General features: G+C 68.1%; 12 protein-coding genes. 7 read left to right on the top strand and 5 right to left on the bottom strand.

Translation table 11 applies throughout. The features are described 5' to 3' along the window. Positions 1-3: 3 nt before the first annotated feature. The 3 genes from ACCD11_RS02405 to ACCD11_RS02395 all read right to left on the bottom strand — a co-directional run bounded on the left by ACCD11_RS02405 (position 4) and on the right by ACCD11_RS02395 (position 5,059). Complete coding sequence (locus tag ACCD11_RS02405) at positions 4-1,023, bottom strand: DUF2272 domain-containing protein (protein WP_413312151.1); 1,020 nt, start codon at positions 1,021-1,023, stop codon at positions 4-6. 56 nt (positions 1,024-1,079) lie between these two features. Beyond that, positions 1,080-4,100, bottom strand: coding sequence for a PAS domain-containing protein (locus tag ACCD11_RS02400; RefSeq protein ID WP_413312150.1), 3,021 nt, complete (start codon positions 4,098-4,100; stop codon positions 1,080-1,082). Positions 4,101-4,162: 62 nt separating this feature from the next. Then, entirely contained in the window at positions 4,163-5,059 is an 897-nt protein-coding gene (locus ACCD11_RS02395; protein WP_413312149.1) for a LysR family transcriptional regulator, read from the bottom strand. A 69-nt stretch (positions 5,060-5,128) separates the two neighbouring features. Here ACCD11_RS02395 and ACCD11_RS02390 point away from each other — a divergent pair, with 69 nt between their 5' ends. The 4 genes from ACCD11_RS02390 (at position 5,129) to bla (ending at position 10,106) form a co-directional block, all read left to right on the top strand. Next, a complete protein-coding gene (locus tag ACCD11_RS02390) occupies positions 5,129-6,580 on the top strand; it encodes an amidase (protein ID WP_413312148.1) in 1,452 nt (483 codons plus the stop codon). 52 nt (positions 6,581-6,632) lie between these two features. Next, a complete protein-coding gene (locus tag ACCD11_RS02385) occupies positions 6,633-7,604 on the top strand; it encodes a tripartite tricarboxylate transporter substrate-binding protein (protein WP_413312147.1) in 972 nt (323 codons plus the stop codon). Positions 7,605-7,608: 4 nt separating this feature from the next. After that, entirely contained in the window at positions 7,609-9,090 is a 1,482-nt protein-coding gene (locus ACCD11_RS02380; RefSeq protein WP_413312146.1) for an MFS transporter, read from the top strand. Positions 9,091-9,218: 128 nt separating this feature from the next. After that, positions 9,219-10,106: a class A beta-lactamase gene (bla, locus tag ACCD11_RS02375; protein ID WP_413312145.1), complete on the top strand. Its 888-nt coding sequence runs from the start codon at positions 9,219-9,221 to the stop codon at positions 10,104-10,106. A 7-nt stretch (positions 10,107-10,113) separates the two neighbouring features. Here the strand turns inward: bla and ACCD11_RS02370 are convergent, their stop codons facing one another. Next, on the bottom strand, positions 10,114-11,145 hold the full coding sequence (locus ACCD11_RS02370) for a LacI family DNA-binding transcriptional regulator (RefSeq protein WP_007834597.1): 1,032 nt from the start codon (positions 11,143-11,145) through the stop codon (positions 10,114-10,116). A 184-nt stretch (positions 11,146-11,329) separates the two neighbouring features. Between ACCD11_RS02370 and ACCD11_RS02365 the strand changes: the two genes are divergently transcribed. The 3 genes from ACCD11_RS02365 to ACCD11_RS02355 are packed head-to-tail and all read left to right on the top strand — an operon-like array spanning position 11,330 to position 15,203. After that, positions 11,330-12,682 (top strand): GntP family permease, encoded by a 1,353-nt coding sequence (locus ACCD11_RS02365; RefSeq protein ID WP_413312144.1) that lies wholly within the window; start codon positions 11,330-11,332, stop codon positions 12,680-12,682. 10 nt (positions 12,683-12,692) lie between these two features. Continuing rightward, positions 12,693-14,243 carry a gluconokinase gene (gene gntK / locus ACCD11_RS02360; RefSeq protein ID WP_007834599.1) on the top strand — a complete coding sequence of 517 codons (1,551 nt, stop codon included), beginning with the start codon at positions 12,693-12,695 and terminating at the stop codon, positions 14,241-14,243. Between the two features lie 36 nt (positions 14,244-14,279). Next, a complete protein-coding gene (locus ACCD11_RS02355; RefSeq protein ID WP_413312143.1) occupies positions 14,280-15,203 on the top strand; it encodes a helix-turn-helix domain-containing protein in 924 nt (307 codons plus the stop codon). A 3-nt stretch (positions 15,204-15,206) separates the two neighbouring features. Here ACCD11_RS02355 and trhA read toward each other — a convergent pair whose 3' ends face one another. Further along, on the bottom strand, positions 15,207-15,830 hold the full coding sequence (trhA, locus tag ACCD11_RS02350; protein WP_007834601.1) for a PAQR family membrane homeostasis protein TrhA: 624 nt from the start codon (positions 15,828-15,830) through the stop codon (positions 15,207-15,209). Positions 15,831-15,839: the final 9 nt, after the last annotated feature.

Below are 15,839 nucleotides of genomic sequence, written 5' to 3'. Positions count from 1 at the left end.
GGTTCAGCGCCACTGCAGCAGCAGCGACCAGGGCTGGCGGCTCATGTGGCGATCGATGCAGCCCGGCGTGCCCGGAGTGCATCCCTCGGACTGGTAGCTCGGGTCCAGCCACCGAGTGCCCGGCGCAAAGTCGAGCCGGCGCCGCGTGACCGACTGCAGCACGTTGCCGCCCACCGTGTCGAAGCCCGTGGCATCCACGGCCACCACCACGTCGCAGTGCATGGGCAGCGACTCGCCGCCGGTGTCGCGCGTGGCCAGCACTCCACCGATCTTGTCGAAGGTGTCGAGTTCGGCGCCCGCGCCGCGCGCCTGGCAGACGATGTCGCCGATGCGCGGGGGCGTGCGCCTCAGGTCGCAGGCTCGCAGGGCGTAGCGCGTGGGCCGGCCCGCGGCCTCGACGATGCCGGCTTGCCAGGCGGCGCCCGCATAGTCGACATGCGCTTCGGAGAAAACGAACTCGTCGTCCGCCAGACCGGCCTGTCGCGCCAGCCAGCTGATGAAGGCCGCGGACCAGGGCGTGTCGATCACCGCGACGCGGGCGAGGGCGACCTGCACCGCGCGCAGCTCTCCAGAATCAAGCCCCTCGTCGGGGCCTACGCCCATGCCCTGAAGCCGCCCGGCCGTCGCCTCGTTCAACGCCTGCATCAGCAGGTGCCGGTCGGCGGGGCGCAGGGCGCCGAAGCGCACGAGCGACGGCAGCCGCGGGTCGACCGCCTGCCAATAGCCGAGCACCCGCTGCCATGGCGCCAGGCCCGGCAGGGTGGGGCGCGTGTCTTCGGCCTCGGAGCTGCCGGCTTCGGTCATGCGGCCTTCGGCGTCCATGGCCTGGCCACCGAAGGCTTCGTGCTCCTGCAGCGCGAAGGTGGCCATGGCGAGCGCGCGCGATGGCGAAGGGGCTTGCGTAGCGGTGTCGAGGCAGCCTTGCGCGGCCGACGCGGGACTTGCGAAGGCCAGCCACAGGGCGCAGGCGAGCACGGCCAACGAGCGGCGAGGCGTGCGAGGAATCGTGACGGGTGGCGGCATGTGCCGGGAGCATAGCTGCGGGCAGGATGCTCCGGATGCGGAGGTCTATCGCCGCGTCATTTCCGCTTTTCCTCGACGGGCTGTGGCGCCACCTGGAAGTTGTTGCGGCCCGCCCCCTTGGCCTGGTAGAGCATCTCGTCGGCCTGCCTGACGAGCGCGGCAGCCGTTGCGGTGCCGCCTTGGTAGAACGCCACGCCGATGCTCGTGCTGATGGAGATCGTCCGCTGTTCGGTGGTGAACGGCACCTGCATGGCCTTGATCAACTTCGAGGCGGCGGAAACCGCGGCGTCCCCATTGGACAGACCCTCCATGATTACCGTGAACTCGTCGCCGCCCAGGCGCGCGCGGACGTCGCTGGAGCGCAGCGCCTGCGACAACCTGCCCGCGAAGCCCCGCAGAAGCTCGTCTCCCGTCTGGTGGCCGAACCGATCGTTGATCTGCTTGAATCCATCGATGTCCAGGTACATCAGCGCCATCAATGCACCGGGGCCTCGCGCACGCTCCATCGCCTGCGCCAGGCGCACCTCGAATCCCGCGCGATTGGCAAGACCGGTGAGAGGATCGATCTGCGCCAGGTTCACCAGGCGCTTCTCCTCTAGCTTTTGCCGCGTGATGTCGGTGATCACGGCATGGAAGCCGACGATGGCCTCGTCGTTCACCGCAGGTTGCGGGATGTACTGGGCTTCGTAGCAGTAGTAGGCGTCGCTCTTGTCGATCTCGCTCTGGAAGGTGACGACCTCGCCGGCCAGGGCCGCGCGGATGTGCGGTTGCACGGCCTCGTAGGCGGGCTCGCCCAGGAGCTCCTTCACGGTGTGCCCCTCGATCTGGTCGCGGGAGAGTCCGAACCCGCGCTCGTAGGCCAGGTTGTTGAATCGATAGCGCTCCTCCGCATCGATGTAGGCGACGCGCATCGGCAGCGCGTCGGCCACCGTGCGCAGGCGGGCCTCGCTTTCCTGGAGGGCTTCCTCCGCCTCGTGGTGCGCGGTGATGTCGCTGTCCAGCGTATAGAGGCCGATCACTTCGCCGCGTTCGTCGCGCTCGGGAACCAGCGTGGCCTGGATATCGCGGCGCCCGCCAGGCGTTGCCAGCCTGCGCTCGTAAGTGACCTGGCGCCCGGCCAGAGCGGCGCGCATGTGCGGCTCCATCTGTGCCCACGCTTCATTGCCGTAGAACTCGCGCAGGCTCAGGCCGAGCAGTTGTTCGGGCTGGACGCCGAACCAGTCCTGATAGGCCTTGTTGACGAAGCGCAACCGCAGGTCGCGGTCCAGGTAGGAGACCAGCGCCGGCAGGTGGTCCGTCACCATGCGCAGGCGATGCTCGCTCTCGCGCAGCGCCCGCTCCGCGGCCTTGGCCGCCGAAATGTCGCGCATCAGCCCCGAGAAATACTCCACCTTGCCGTGCTTGTCGCGATGCGCGATCACCATGTGGCTGGCCGGAAACTCGTTGTGCTCGGCGTCCCACACCATCGATTCGCCCACCCAGACGCCGGTCTTGACCGCTGTGGGCACCACCTCCGACCGGAATCTTTCCATCGTCTCCGGCGGATTGAAGTCGGCCGCGCTGAACTGTTCGATGGGGGCGTCGAGGGCCAGCCCCGTGCGGCGGCGCGCGGCCGGGTTCATGTAGATGAGCCGCCCCGCCGCGTCGAGCTGGACGATGTAGTCGGTCGTCATGTCGAAGATGGCCGTCAACGTGCGAAGTGCCCGTTCGGCCCGCGTGCGCTCGGTGATGTCGGTCACCGTTCCCACGTGGCCGAGGACGCGGCCTTCGGCGAGCACAGGCCGGCTTCTCAATGCCACCAGCACCTGGGTTCCATCCCTGCGATGGAGCCGGCGTGTGGCGCTCAACGGCGCGGCCGTGCTGACGACACGAACCCAGTCCTGGCGAACCGTCCCTCGAATCTCCTCGCGCACGAGCGTGAGCCAGCCTTCTTCGGCGTCCTTCCGCTCGAGCCCGTGGATCGCCAGGTACTCGTCGTTCACGTAGGTCATGCGCCCGTCGCTGTCGCAACGGAACAATCCCACGGGTGATGCATCGGTGACCGCCGCCATCTCGAGCCGCTGCTCGCGCAGGTCGGCCATCAGTGCATCGAACTCGCGTGCCAGGTCCCCGCGCTCGTCGTTGGCGACGACGTCGAGTCTTACCTCGCTGTCCGGCGAACGGCGCAGGGTGCGGATCGCGCCGCTCAACGCCTCCAGGGGACGCATGACCCACGCAGTCCCCAGCCAGACCAGGAGCGCGCAGCCCAGGCCCAGCCCGATCAATTGCAGCAGCAGGTTGCGCCTTGCCTTTTCCAGTGGCGCGTAGGCGATGCGCGCAGGCACGATCAGGCGCAGTTCCCAGTCGGCACTGGGCACGGTGGCGCGCGTTGCCATGTCGCTCTCGGTACCGCCGTTGAAGGCGATTGTGACTGCGGTTGCAGGCTTGAGCAGCAGGTTCGCATCGGGGTGCATGACGACCTGCGGAGACTGGCCGCGCGTGACGATCATGTAGTGGCCGCCCCGGCCGATGGTGGCGCGGCTGAGATCGCCAAGCACGTTGGCGCGCTGCAGGTTCAGCGCCGCGCCGAGCACGCCGGCGAGGCGGCCATCGGGGCCCTTGACGGGGACCGCCATGACGACCGCGGGCTGTTGGGTGCTCTTCGTGAGCAGGGGCGCAGAGATCGCGGGCTGGCCCATGTCGCGCACGCGCCGGAAGTAGTCGCGGTCGCCGACGTTCGAAGGCCGGCTGGTGGGCGGGTCGATGGCGACGATGGCGCCGTCCAGTGTCGCCAACGCGGTGTTGTCGAACATCGTGCGCAGGTCCTCGTCGGCAAGGAAACGCTGCTGCGCCGCGGGGTCCGCGAAGCCGTGCAGGCTGAGTTCCCGGGCCGCGCGCGCCAAGGCGGCCAGATGGATTTCGAGCTTGTAGTCGAGATCCGCCGCTGCGCTGTCGGTCAGTGCCTGCTGCTGCTCGCGCATCAGGTTGAGGTATTCGCTGGACAGGCTCCGGTACTGCCACCAGCCGGCCACACCGACCAGCGTGAGTACGAGCGCTGTGATCAGCAGTGCTGTCTTTGTTCTTAGCTTGAGCCGCACTTGGTTTCCTCCGCCACCACGGTGCCGGCGGCCGCATTGTTCGATGATAGCAACGGCTTTTTTCACGGCCGCCGCAATGCCGCACGCGCACACGCCAGAAACGGCTTGATGAGCGGACTGTCCCAATCGCTGCGCCAGCACGCGGCGATGTCCATCGTCGCGTCGATGCCGCGAAAGGGGCGGAACACCACGCCCGGGGGGCGGCCGATCTGGGCGCAGGCAGGCAGGATGGCCACGCCCTTGCCCGCCAGGACAAGCGCCAATGCGGACACCATGGTTTCGACCCGCAGCGCAATCGGCATATTGACCTCGTGCCTGCGCAGCATCGACGTGACGACGGATTTGTCGATGTCGCCTTCCGGAACGGGAAGGCCGATCAGAGGCATGCCGGAGAGGCGCGCCAGTGGAATGCTGGACATCCGTGCCAACGGCGAATCCGATCGCACGGCAAGCAGCAGCGGCTGGGTGCCGATGCGTTCGATCGCAATGCCTGGCTGTGCAATCGGTGGGATGCAGATCGCAACCGAAACGTCCGAGTCGGTGATGGCCTCTACGTTGTTGACGGCGTTCAGCTCCACGTACTGGATCTCCACGTCCGGGAGCCTCAGCCGAAGCTCGTTTTCCAGCCGTGGCAGCACCAGGTAGGACAGCACGACCATGGTTCCGACCGCGAGTCGCCCTCTGCTGCCCGAACCCACGGCGCGCGCGGCGTCGAATCCTTCGTTGGCGAGCAGCAACGCCTCCTTGGCGCGCTGGAAGAGGGCATTTCCCGCGTCGGTGATCTCCATGCCGCGCGCTGCCCTGCGGAACAAGGGCGCGCCGATGGCCGCTTCCAGGTTCTTGATGTGAACAGACAGCGGCGGCTGGGCCATGTTGAGCCGCCGCGCCGCCTTGCCGACGCTGCGCTCCTCTGCAACGGCCACGAAGTAGCGAAGCGATCTAAGGTCGGGTGTAGCCATACGCTGTGCATATGCCTTTTCTGGAAAACAGTATTGGACGCAATGTTGCCGCGTATCAATCATCTACGCATGAAGAATTTTCCGAGCCTTCCAAGGTCCGAGATCTGCGAGATGTCCGCGTCGGCGATGCGCACGCTGGTCGCGCAGCGCGAACTCTCCCCGGTGGAGATCGTCGACGAGGTGCTGCGCCGCGCCGATGGGCTCCAGCCGCACCTGAACTGCTTCATCACTCTGTGCCACGACGAGGCGACGGAACAAGCCCGGCAGGCCGAGCAGGCGATCATGAGAGGCGACACCGTGGGGGCACTGCACGGCTTGCCGTTCACCGTGAAGGACATCGTCGACACCGCGAACGTCAGGACTACCTACGGATCGCTGCTGCATCGCGATCACGTGCCCGCGCACGACGCCGTGGCCGTGGCGCGCATGCGCGAGGCGGGCGGCATCCTCATCGGCAAGACGACCTCGTCGGAGTTCGGTGCCAAGTGCATGACCGACGCGCCACTCTTCGGCAGCACGCGCAATGCATGGGATCCGACGCGCACCAGCGGCGGCTCCAGCGGCGGAGCCGCCGCGTCGATGGCGGCAGGCATCGCGCCGCTGGCCATCGCGACCGACGGGGGCGGCTCCACCCGCATTCCCGCGGCGTGCAACGGCGTGGTCGGGCTGAAGCAGAGCCTGGGCGTGGTTCCGCACAGCCAGGTGCAGGACGCGTTCGGCAATTACACCTACGTGACGCCCACCACGCGCAACGTCGGCGACACGGCGCTCATGCTGCAGGCGATGACCGGCGCCCACGGTTCGGACCCCTGGTCGCTGGGCGTGCCGGCCCGACGCTACTTCGACGACCTGCAGCCTGGCGGCGACCTGCGCGGCAAGCGCGTCCTTTTCAGTGCGGCCCCGGCGGGGCGGCCGATTGCCGCCGACGTCGCCGCCGCTTTCGAGGCCGCCCTCGCAACCCTGCGGTCGATGGGCGCGGACCTGGAGGAGATGACGGGCGAGGGCTATGACGTCGAGCCGGTGTGGCGCGTGATCAACCACACGAGCTGGCGAGGCCGGTTCGCTCCGCTGGCCGAGGCGCATGCCGACCGGTTGAGTCCGTCGCTGCTGCAGCAGCTGGCGCTGGCGGAGCACGTCGACGGGGTCGCCTTCCAGCAGGCCATGTTCGCGAGGACCGCGCTCTTTCGCAAAGTCCAGGCGCAACTGGAGACGCACGACTTCATCTTCACGCCGACTCTTTCGCGCACGGCGCTGCCGATCGACCAGGACCTCTTCGGAAGCATCGAGATCGACGGCAGGGAATTTGCAGAGCTGCGGCCCAACTGGTTCCCCTGGACGATGCCGTTCAACCTTACCGGGCACCCCGCCATCAGCCTGCCGTGCGGCGCGGGCCGCGACGGATTGCCCATCGGCATGCAACTCGTCGGCGGCTTCCGCGAAGACCTGCAGTTGCTGCAGGCCGCGGCGGCTTTCGAGGCCAACCACCGGCCGGCCAATCCGCTGCCGGTCCTGGCCTTCTGAGCACGCCATTTCTCTTCCTGTTTTCGTCAATCAACCTTGCGGGTACCTCACCATGACCTCGTTTCCAAAGACACTCGTGCTCAGTGCGTTGGTCGCCCTGGGCGGAAGCTTCGCGCATGCGGACAGCAACGCGCCCATCAGGCTGATCGTGGGCTTTCCACCGGGTGGCGCGCTCGACAACCTGGCACGCTCGGTGGCCGAGGACTTGCGCACGGCGCTCAAGGAACCGGTGCTGGTGGAGAACCGGCCTGGCGCGTCGACCCGCATTTCCATCGAAGCGGTCAAGGCGTCGCGGCCTGACGGGCGCACCATCCTGATCGGCGCGACGCCGCCGTTCGTGTTCTTTCCGATGACTTATGCGCGGCTGAACTACGACGTCGACAAGGACTTCATTCCTGTTGCCCACCTCGCCAACGTGCCCAGCGTCGTCTCCACCGGCGCGGGCCAGCCGTACAGGACGGTTCCCGAATACGTGGCGTGGATCAGGAAGAACCCCGGCCAGGCCAGCGTGGGCATGACCAACCTCGGGGGCGGGCTTCACTTCAGCGTGCTGCAGCTGTCCAAGGCCATCGGCGTGCCTCTGACGGCGGTCACCTACAGGGGCGGGGCGCCGCTGGCGACCGACATCATCGGCGACCACGTGCCGGTCGGCACCGACGCGCTGGCCAGCCAGCTCGAGCTGCACCGTTCCGGAAAGCTGCGCATCCTGGGCGTCGCAGGAACGAAGCGGCTGAGCTGGCTGCCCGACGTTCCGACGATCAAGGAAGCGGGCTACGACGCGTTCGACCGGGCCAACGCCGCCTATGCCGCGTTCGTGCCGGCGGGCACGCCGAAGGAAGTTGTGGCGAAGCTCGAAAGCGCGTTCCTGGCCGCGATTCGCAGCCCGCGGGTGCGCGGGCAACTCGATCACATGGGCCTCGAGCCGACGGGGCTTCCCGGCGCGGAAGTGACCCGGGTGATGAACGAAGACCGCGAGTACTGGCGCCCCATCGTCAAGGCCTCGGGATTCAAGAGCGAAGACTGAACCGGTGGCAGCTGCATTCATCGCCGGTTCTTTGCGTGCAGAGGCGGCTGCCGACGACGAGGACAGGGCCGGATGGGCCGTGCTCGCCGCGGCATGCCTCGGCGCGCTGCTGTGCTTCCTGAATCTCAGCGCGCTCAACGTGGTGCTGCCCGCGGTGGGGCGCAGCCTGCAGGCCTCGCCGGCGCAGGCGAGTTGGATCCTGCTGTCCTACATGCTCGTGAGCACCGTGTGCATCCTCAGCTTCGGAAGGCTCGCCGACCTGTGGGGGCGGCGGCACCTGTTCCTGGCGGGGCTGGGCCTCTTCGTGACCGCCTGTGCAGCCTGTGCCGTCGCGACGAGCGCGGAAACGATGCTTGTCTTCCGCATCTGCCAGGCCGTGGGCGCCGCGGGCGTCATGGCCAACACCAGCGCCCTGGTGGGCGATGCGTTCGGCCGCCGCAGGATGGGGCTCGCCCTGGGTGTGCTCGCGATGGTGGCCGCGCTGGCCCAGGTCGCCGGCCCGCTGGCGGGCGGCTTCATCGTGTCGTGGTGGGGGTGGCGGGTTCTCTTCATGCTCAATGTCCCGGTCGGCCTGTGCGTCCTGGCATGGTCGTGGCGGATCCTCCCGAAGACGGCGGCGGTCCGTGCCGAGCGCTTCGACATGGCCGGCGCCGCGTTGTCCCTGGCCGGGATCGGATGCGTCACCTATGCGCTCTCGCTGGCGGGGAGCCACGGCTGGGCCAGCATGTCGGTATGGGGCTTCCTGCTCGCGGGCGGCGCGGGAATCCTGTCGTTCGCCCGGCTTCAGCGGCGCGTGGCCAGTCCGCTGGTCGACCCCGAACTCTTCGGCGACCTGCGACGCCGCACCGCCTACATATGCATCCTGCTGCTGTCGATGACGCAGGCGGCGCCTCTTTTGCTGATTGCGCTGTATCTGCAGGCATGCACGGCCCTGTCTGCCTCGGATGTCGGGCTGCGCGTGGCGCCTGTGGCCCTCGGGATGCTGGTGGCCGCGCCCGTGGCCGGCGGCCTGCTGCAGCGCTTCAGGCCCGAATCGATCTGCATGGCTGCGATGCTGCTTGCCGCAGGCGCGCTGGCGCTGCTGGCCGCGCTGCTGCAGCCGGCGATCGGTGCCGGGCAGCTTGCCATGTGCCTGCTGATGCTCGGCTGCGGCATAGGGAGTTTCGTGACGCCCAACAACGCGTCGATCCTGCAGAGCGTGCGTCCCCAGCGCCGGGGCATCGCCAACGGCGTGCGCTCGACGCTCCAGAACGCGGGAATCATGGTAGGCACAGCGTTGACGCTGGGCGTGGCGATGGCGCAACTGCCCGGGGACTCGCAGCGAATGATCCTGGGACACAGCGGCACAGGCCTTTCGGCCTTGGATGTTGCGCTGCTCACCCGGGGCGCGAGGTACGCGCTGCTCATGCTCGCGTTGTGCTGCGTGTCGGGAGCAGTGCTGATCGCGAAGACATGCCTTCGGCCCGCGCCGCCGCCGCCGGCCTGAAGCCGCTCGGCGCCGTTACAGCAGATACACCCGGGACGCGGAACGTCGCCGGGCGGCTGGATCGCCGGGAGGGGCGCTCCTAGGATTCGCTTCGTCCCATCCACTCGCCGAATGAAAGAGAAGACGAAATGAATCCTCCCGTCCAGCGCCGCAGCCTGCTGCTCGCGGCCTCCGTCCTGCCGCTCGCCGGCGCATGCACCGCGTGGTCCCGAACGGGATCGCCGTCTTCGGCCGAGGCGCAGCTCGCCGAGCTCGAACGCGCTTCGGGCGGCCGCCTGGGCGTGGCCGGCTTCCACACCGGCAGCGGTGCGCGCATCCAGCACCGGGCGCACGAGCGCTTTCCGCTGTGCAGCACCTTCAAGCTGATGCTGGCTGCGGCCGTGCTCGAACGCAGCGCGAAAGACGCCAGCCTGCTCGCGCGGCGCATCGGCTACGGCAAGGCCGACCTCGTCTCCTGGTCGCCCATCACCGAGAAGCATGTGGCCGACGGCATGACGGTCGCCGAACTCTGCGCCGCCACCGTGCAGTACAGCGACAACGCCGCCGCCAACCTGCTGCTGAAGATGCTGGGCGGCCCGGCCACCGTCACCGCCTTTGCGCGCGGCATCGGCGACCAGGCTTTCAGGCTCGACCGCACGGAGCCCGAACTCAACACCGCAATTCCCGGGGACCTGCGCGACACCACCACGCCCGCGGCGATGTCCGACAGCGTGCAGCGGCTGGCGCTGGGCGACGCGCTGGGCACGGCGCAGCGCGACCAGCTGGCGACCTGGCTGCTGGGCAACACCACCAGCGCCGAGCGTTTCCTGGCGGGGGTGCCGGCCGGCTGGAAGGTGGGCGACAAGACCGGCTCGGGCTCCTACGGCAGCACCAACGACGTCGGCGTGCTGTGGCCGCCGGCCGGTGCCCCGGTGGTGCTGTCGGTGTACCTGACCTTTCCGCAGAAGGACGCGAAGGGACGCAGCGACGTCATTGCATCGGCAACGCGCATCGTGGTGGCTGCGCTGGCGGGCTGAGGCGACCTCAGCTGCTTTGCCGCACCACCAGTTCGAACCCCATGTCCACCATCGGTTCGTTCACCGGCTCGCCGCGCATCAGTGCCAGCAGCATCGAGGCGGCGCGCATGCCGATCTCCTTGCGCGGCGTGCGCACGCTGGTCAATGGCGGCAGCATCTGGTCGCTGCCGTCGAGGTCGTTGAAGCCTGCGATCGCCACGCGCTGCGGTACCGCGACGCCGGTGCGCAGCGCGGCGAGCAGGCCTCCCTGCGCAAGGTCGTCGTTGCAATAGAAGATCGCGTCGACGTCCGGGTGGCGGGCGAGCAGGTCTTCGAACTGCCGTCCGCCGAGCGCCATGGACGTCGGACCCGGCGTGAGCAGTTCGAGCTGCGGGTCGTGGCAGCCCGCCGCTCGCAGCGATTGCCGATAGCCTTCGAGCCGCTGCATCACACGCGGATCGAGCTGGCCCGCCGCATAGGCGATGCGCCGGCGGCCGCGCTGCAGCAGGTGCTCGGTGAGCGCACGGGCCGCATCCTGCTGGGAGAGCCCCACGCTGTAGGTGCCCGGTGCCGGCGAGGTTTCCATGAGGTGCACGCAGGGCACGTCGCTTTCTTCCAGCATGCGCGAGGCGGCCGCGCTGCGGTCGAGGCCGGTCAGCAGCAGCCCGGCGGGGCGCTGCGAGAGATAGCTGCGCAGCAGCGCTTCTTCCTGCGCGAGGTCGTAGTGCGTCACACCGATCAGCGACTGGAAACCCGAAGGCGCCAGCGTGTCCTGCACCGCCTCGAGCAAATCGACGAACAGGGCGTTCGTCAGCGACGGGATCAGCACCGCGACATGGGAGCTGCGGGCCGAAGCCAGCGCGCGCGCGGCAACGTTGGGCACGTAGCCGAGTTCGTCCACCGCGGCCTGCACGCGGGCCTGCAGGTCCGGCGCCACGTTGCGTGCTCCGCGCAGCGCGCGGGACACGGTGATCGGGCTGACGCCGGACACCCGGGCCACGTCGTCGAGCGTGACGCGGCTGGAAGAACGGGAGCGGGGGCGTTCAGAGGTGTCGGCCATTTTTATTGGGGTTAATACCAGTATTTAATTGGACAGCGCAGTCCTAGGATAGCGCTATCCCAGCCCTGGGCCATCGGCACAAACCCGGTTCGATTGCCCTGCGGCTGATTTTTTCGATCTTTGAGGATAGCGCTATCCCAAAAATGCCTGGCCACCCCCTTGCAGCCAGGATCCTGGAGACAACATGTTCGGTTTAAGCAAAGAGGTGTTCCTGCTGGTCGATGCCCTGGCAGCGATCCTCGGGCTCATCCTTCTGATCACGCGCTGGCGCGTGCATCCCTTCATCGCGTTGACGCTGGCCGCTGGCTTCCTGGGCCTGACCTCGGGCATGCCCGTGGCGCTGGTGATGAAGTCCTTCCAGGACGGCTTCGGCGGCGTGCTGGGCTTCGTGGGCATCGTGCTGGGCCTGGGCACCATGCTCGGCAAGATGATGGCCGAGTCGGGCGGCGCCGACCGCATCGCGCGCACGCTGGTCGGTGCCTTCGGCCGCGAGCGGGTGCACTGGGCGATGATGTTCGCGGCCTTCCTGGTCGGCATTCCGCTGTTCTTCGAGATCGGCTTCGTGCTGCTGATCCCGCTGGTCTTCATCGTGGCGCGGCGCACCGGCGTATCGCTGATCCGCATCGGCATCCCGCTGCTGGCCGGCCTCTCGGTGGTGCACGGCCTCGTGCCGCCGCACCCGGGGCCGCTGCTGGCCATCGGCGTGTTCAACGCCGACATCGGCAAGACCATCTTCTACGGCCTGCTCGTCGGCCTGCCCACGGCGATGATCGCGGGCCCGATCTTCGGCAAGTTCATCTCGAAGTACGTGCCGGGCGAGGCTTCGCCCGAACTGCTGGCGCAACTGGCGCACGAGCCCGAGGCGCGCGAGCTGCCGGGCTTCGGCATCACGCTGCTCACCGTGCTGCTGCCGGTGGTGCTGATGCTGCTCAAGACCTTCGCCGACGTGGCGTTCGACGAGAAGAACGTCGTGCGGCAGTGGTTGGACTTCATCGGCCATCCGATCACGGCCCTGCTCGCCGCGCTGCTGCTGTCGCTCTACACCTTCGGTACCGCGCGCGGCTTCACGTCGAAGCAGATCATGAAGTTCGTCGACGACAGCCTGGCGCCCACGGCGGCCATCGTGCTCATCATCGGCGCGGGCGGCGGCTTCAAGCAGATGCTGGTGGCCAGCGGCGTGGGCAACGCGATCGGGCAGATGGCGCTGCATGCGCAGATATCGCCGATCCTGCTGGCGTGGCTCGTGGCGGGCCTGATCCGCATCGCGACCGGCTCGGCCACGGTGGCGACCATCACGGGCGCGGGCATCGTCGCGCCGCTCGCCACCATGGTGCCGGGCGTGAACCGCGAGTTGCTGGTGCTTGCCACCGGCGCGGGTTCGCTGATTCTTTCGCACGTGAACGACGCGGGTTTCTGGCTGGTGAAGCAATACTTCAACATGAGCGTGGCCGAGACTTTCAAGACCTGGACCGTGATGGAAACGCTGATCTCGGTTGTCGCGATCATCTTCATCATGCTGCTCAGCATGGTCGTCTAGGAGAAGGCACATGAACCGCATCGCCATCGGGGTCGACATCGGAACCACCAGCACCAAGGCGGTCGCCTTTTCCACGGCGGGGCGCGTGCTGGCGAACGATGCGGTGGAGTACCCCCTGCTGCAGCCTGAACCCGCGGCCGCGGAGCAGGACCCGGAGCAGATCTACAGGGCCGTGCTGTCGACCATTGCCTCGTGCGTGCGGCAGTGCAAGGCGGCGCCGGGCGATGTGCTGTGCGTGTCGTTCAGCGCAGCCATGCACAGCCTCATCCTGGTGGACGAGCACGGCGCGCCGTTGACGCGCAGCATCACCTGGGCCGACCACCGCAGCGCGGCCTGGGCCGGGCGCATTCGCGCGGAGTGGGAGGGCGACGCGATCTACCACCGTACGGGCACGCCGATCCATCCCATGTCGCCGCTGGCCAAGCTGGTGTGGCTGCGCCACGAGCGCCCGGAGCTTTTCGCGCAGGCCCGGCGCTTCGTCGGCATCAAGGAGTACGTGTTCTTCCGGCTGTTCGGCCGCTGGCTGGTGGACCATTCGATCGCCTCGGCCACCGGGCTCTTCAACATCGGGCAACTCGACTGGGATGCCGGGGCGCTCGCGCTCGCGGGTGTGCGCGCCGAGCAGCTCTCGGATCTCGTGCCCACGACCTGGCACGTGGAGGGATTGGCGGGCGAGACGGCGGCGCAGCTCGGGCTGTCGAGCGACACGCCCTTCGTCGTCGGGGCCAACGACGGCGTGCTTTCCAACCTGGGCGTGAACGCGGTGGCGCCGGGCGAGGTGGCCGTGACCATCGGGACCAGCGGCGCGATGCGCACGGTGATCGACCGCCCGATGACTGACTCCGAAGGCCGCACCTTCTGCTATGCGCTGGCCGACCGGCGCTGGGTGGTCGGCGGGCCGGTGAACAACGGCGGCATCATCCTGCGCTGGGTGCGCGACGAGTTCGCCTCCGCCGAAGCCGAGACAGCCAAGCGACTGGGCATCGACACCTACGAGGTGCTCACGCGCATTGCCGAACGCGTCTCGGCCGGCTCCGAAGGGCTGGTGTTCCATCCCTTCCTGACCGGCGAACGTGCGCCGTACTGGAATGCGGATCTGCGCGGCTCCTTCTTCGGCCTGGGCATCCATCACCGCAAGGAGCACATGATCCGCGCCGTGCTCGAGGGCGTCATCTTCAATCTCTACAGCATCCTGCCCGCGGTCGAGTCGATTGCGGGCACGAGCACCAGCATCAAGGCCACGGGCGGCTTTGCGCGCTCGGGGCTGTGGCGCCAGATGATGGCCGACGTGTTCGACCGCGAAGTGGTGGTGCCGGAGAGCTTCGAGAGCTCCTGCCTCGGCGCGGCCGTCCTCGGGCTTTATGCGCTGGGGCACGTCGATTCCCTGGACGTGGTGTCGGGCATGGTGGGTGCCACGCACCGCCACACGCCCAATCCGAAGAACGCGGCGCTCTATCGGCAATTGCTGCCCGTGTACCTCTCCCTGCCGCGCAAGCTCGGCGACGAATACCGCACCCTTGCCAAGTTCCAGCAGCAGGCGGTGCAGCGCACCGGTGACTGAAGCGATTCCTTTCTCTTTCTAGTTGGAGATCCGGTCTTGTTGAACACGATCCCGCCAGCCATCGCCGCCCGACCGCACATGCCCGACACCCTGCGCCGCGCGATGCTCCAACGGCCTGGTGCCGACGTGTTCGACAAGAAAACCTCGATCCACTGCGCCGAGTACGCAGCCCGCGACCGGCAGGCCGGCCTGCACGACTACGAACTCCATCTCACGGGGGCCTTGCCAGGGCGCATCCGCGTGAGCGACGGCGTGGACAGGGAGGTGCCGCCGGAGGCGGTCGTTCTTCTGGGCCCCAGGCTGCCGCACAGGCTGGCCATCGAATACCGCGCCAGCGGGGCGGCTGAGCAGCTGTGCGGCCTGGTGCTGCGCTTCGGCGACGAACCGCTGCGCCGGGGCATGGCGCTGTTTCCCGAACTCAATGACGCGGGCCCGCTGCTGGCCCGCGCACGGCATGGCGTGCAGTTTCTCGGCCTCGGCGAGGGCACGGTTGGGCGCTTCAGGCGCATCCACGCGCTGCAGGGGCTCGCACGCTTCTCGGAATTCACTGCGCTGCTGAGCGAGCTTGCGCAGTGGAACGACTACCGTCTTCTTTGTACGCCGTCGCTGCAGGACGACGCGCATGACGAGAACGGCCGCGCGACGCGCATCCACACGGCGCTCGACCACATCCGGGAAAACTACGCGGAAGAACTCTCGCTCGCCGAAGTCAGCGCCGTGGTCGGCATGCGCGAGCACACCTTCTCGCGCTGCTTTCGCCGTGCCACGGGACAGACCTTCACCGATGTGGTGATCGGCCTGCGCGTGGACAAGGCCTGCCGGCTGCTGCTGTCCACGCGCCAGCACGTCAGCAGCATCTGCTACGAGGTGGGGTTCAACAACATCTCGAATTTCAACCGGCACTTCCGCAGGCTCAAGGGCATGGCGCCGGGTGAGTTCCGCGCCATTGCGCGGGAGTAGGACTTACAGCACGAACCACCCCACCGCCACATAGTGGCTCGCCGTCCCCGCCAGCACGAACAGGTGCCAGGCCCCGTGCGCATGCCGGAAGCCCTGGCGGTTGCGGTAGAACACCGTTCCCGCTGTGTAGAGCACGCCGCCGATCAGCAGCCATGCCAGCCCCGCGCCCTCGAGCCGCGCGGCCAGCGGCACGGCGGCCAGCACACCGAGCCAGCCCATGCCGATATACAGCGCCAGTGATGGCTTCTTCAACGCCTTGCCTCCGGCCGGCATCAGCTCGCGCCAGATGCCGAAAAGCGCCGCGCCCCAGATCGTCGCCAGCAGCAGCCAGCCCCACGGACCTTGCAGCGTGACCAGCGCGAAGGGCGTGTAGGTGCCCGCGATCAGCAGGTAGATCGCGCAATGGTCGGCGCGCTCCCACATGCGCTTGAGCCGGCCGCGCGTGCTGTGGAAGAGGGTGGAGGCCGCATACAGGGCCACGGCCGAGAGCGAGAACACCAGCGCTCCCGCGATGCGCGCGGGATCGCCGGTGGGCACGGTCTTGGCGAGCAGCAGGGCTGTCGCGGGCAATGCGAGCAGCAGGCCCAGCAGGTGGCTGTATCCGTTGAACCGTTCGCCGGGGTACATGCGCTCGCT

The organism is Variovorax sp. Varisp36 (genome assembly GCF_047304235.1).
Classification (GTDB): Bacteria; Pseudomonadota; Gammaproteobacteria; order Burkholderiales; family Burkholderiaceae_C; genus Variovorax.
The sequence above is the reverse complement of the archived record's forward strand: the minus strand, read 5'-3'. Positions and strand labels throughout refer to the sequence as shown.

Excerpts from the sequence above, each read along its gene's own strand:
- trhA (WP_007834601.1), bottom strand. The coding sequence starts at position 15,830 with ATGTACCCCGGCGAACGGTTCAACGGATACAGCCACCTGCTGGGCCTG.
- gntK (WP_007834599.1), top strand. The coding sequence starts at position 12,693 with ATGAACCGCATCGCCATCGGGGTCGACATCGGAACCACCAGCACCAAG.
- ACCD11_RS02390 (WP_413312148.1), top strand. The coding sequence starts at position 5,129 with ATGAAGAATTTTCCGAGCCTTCCAAGGTCCGAGATCTGCGAGATGTCC.
- ACCD11_RS02385 (WP_413312147.1), top strand. The coding sequence starts at position 6,633 with ATGACCTCGTTTCCAAAGACACTCGTGCTCAGTGCGTTGGTCGCCCTG.
- ACCD11_RS02365 (WP_413312144.1), top strand. The coding sequence starts at position 11,330 with ATGTTCGGTTTAAGCAAAGAGGTGTTCCTGCTGGTCGATGCCCTGGCA.
- ACCD11_RS02370 (WP_007834597.1), bottom strand. The coding sequence starts at position 11,145 with ATGGCCGACACCTCTGAACGCCCCCGCTCCCGTTCTTCCAGCCGCGTC.
- ACCD11_RS02395 (WP_413312149.1), bottom strand. The coding sequence starts at position 5,059 with ATGGCTACACCCGACCTTAGATCGCTTCGCTACTTCGTGGCCGTTGCA.
- bla (WP_413312145.1), top strand. The coding sequence starts at position 9,219 with ATGAATCCTCCCGTCCAGCGCCGCAGCCTGCTGCTCGCGGCCTCCGTC.
- ACCD11_RS02405 (WP_413312151.1), bottom strand. The coding sequence starts at position 1,023 with ATGCCGCCACCCGTCACGATTCCTCGCACGCCTCGCCGCTCGTTGGCC.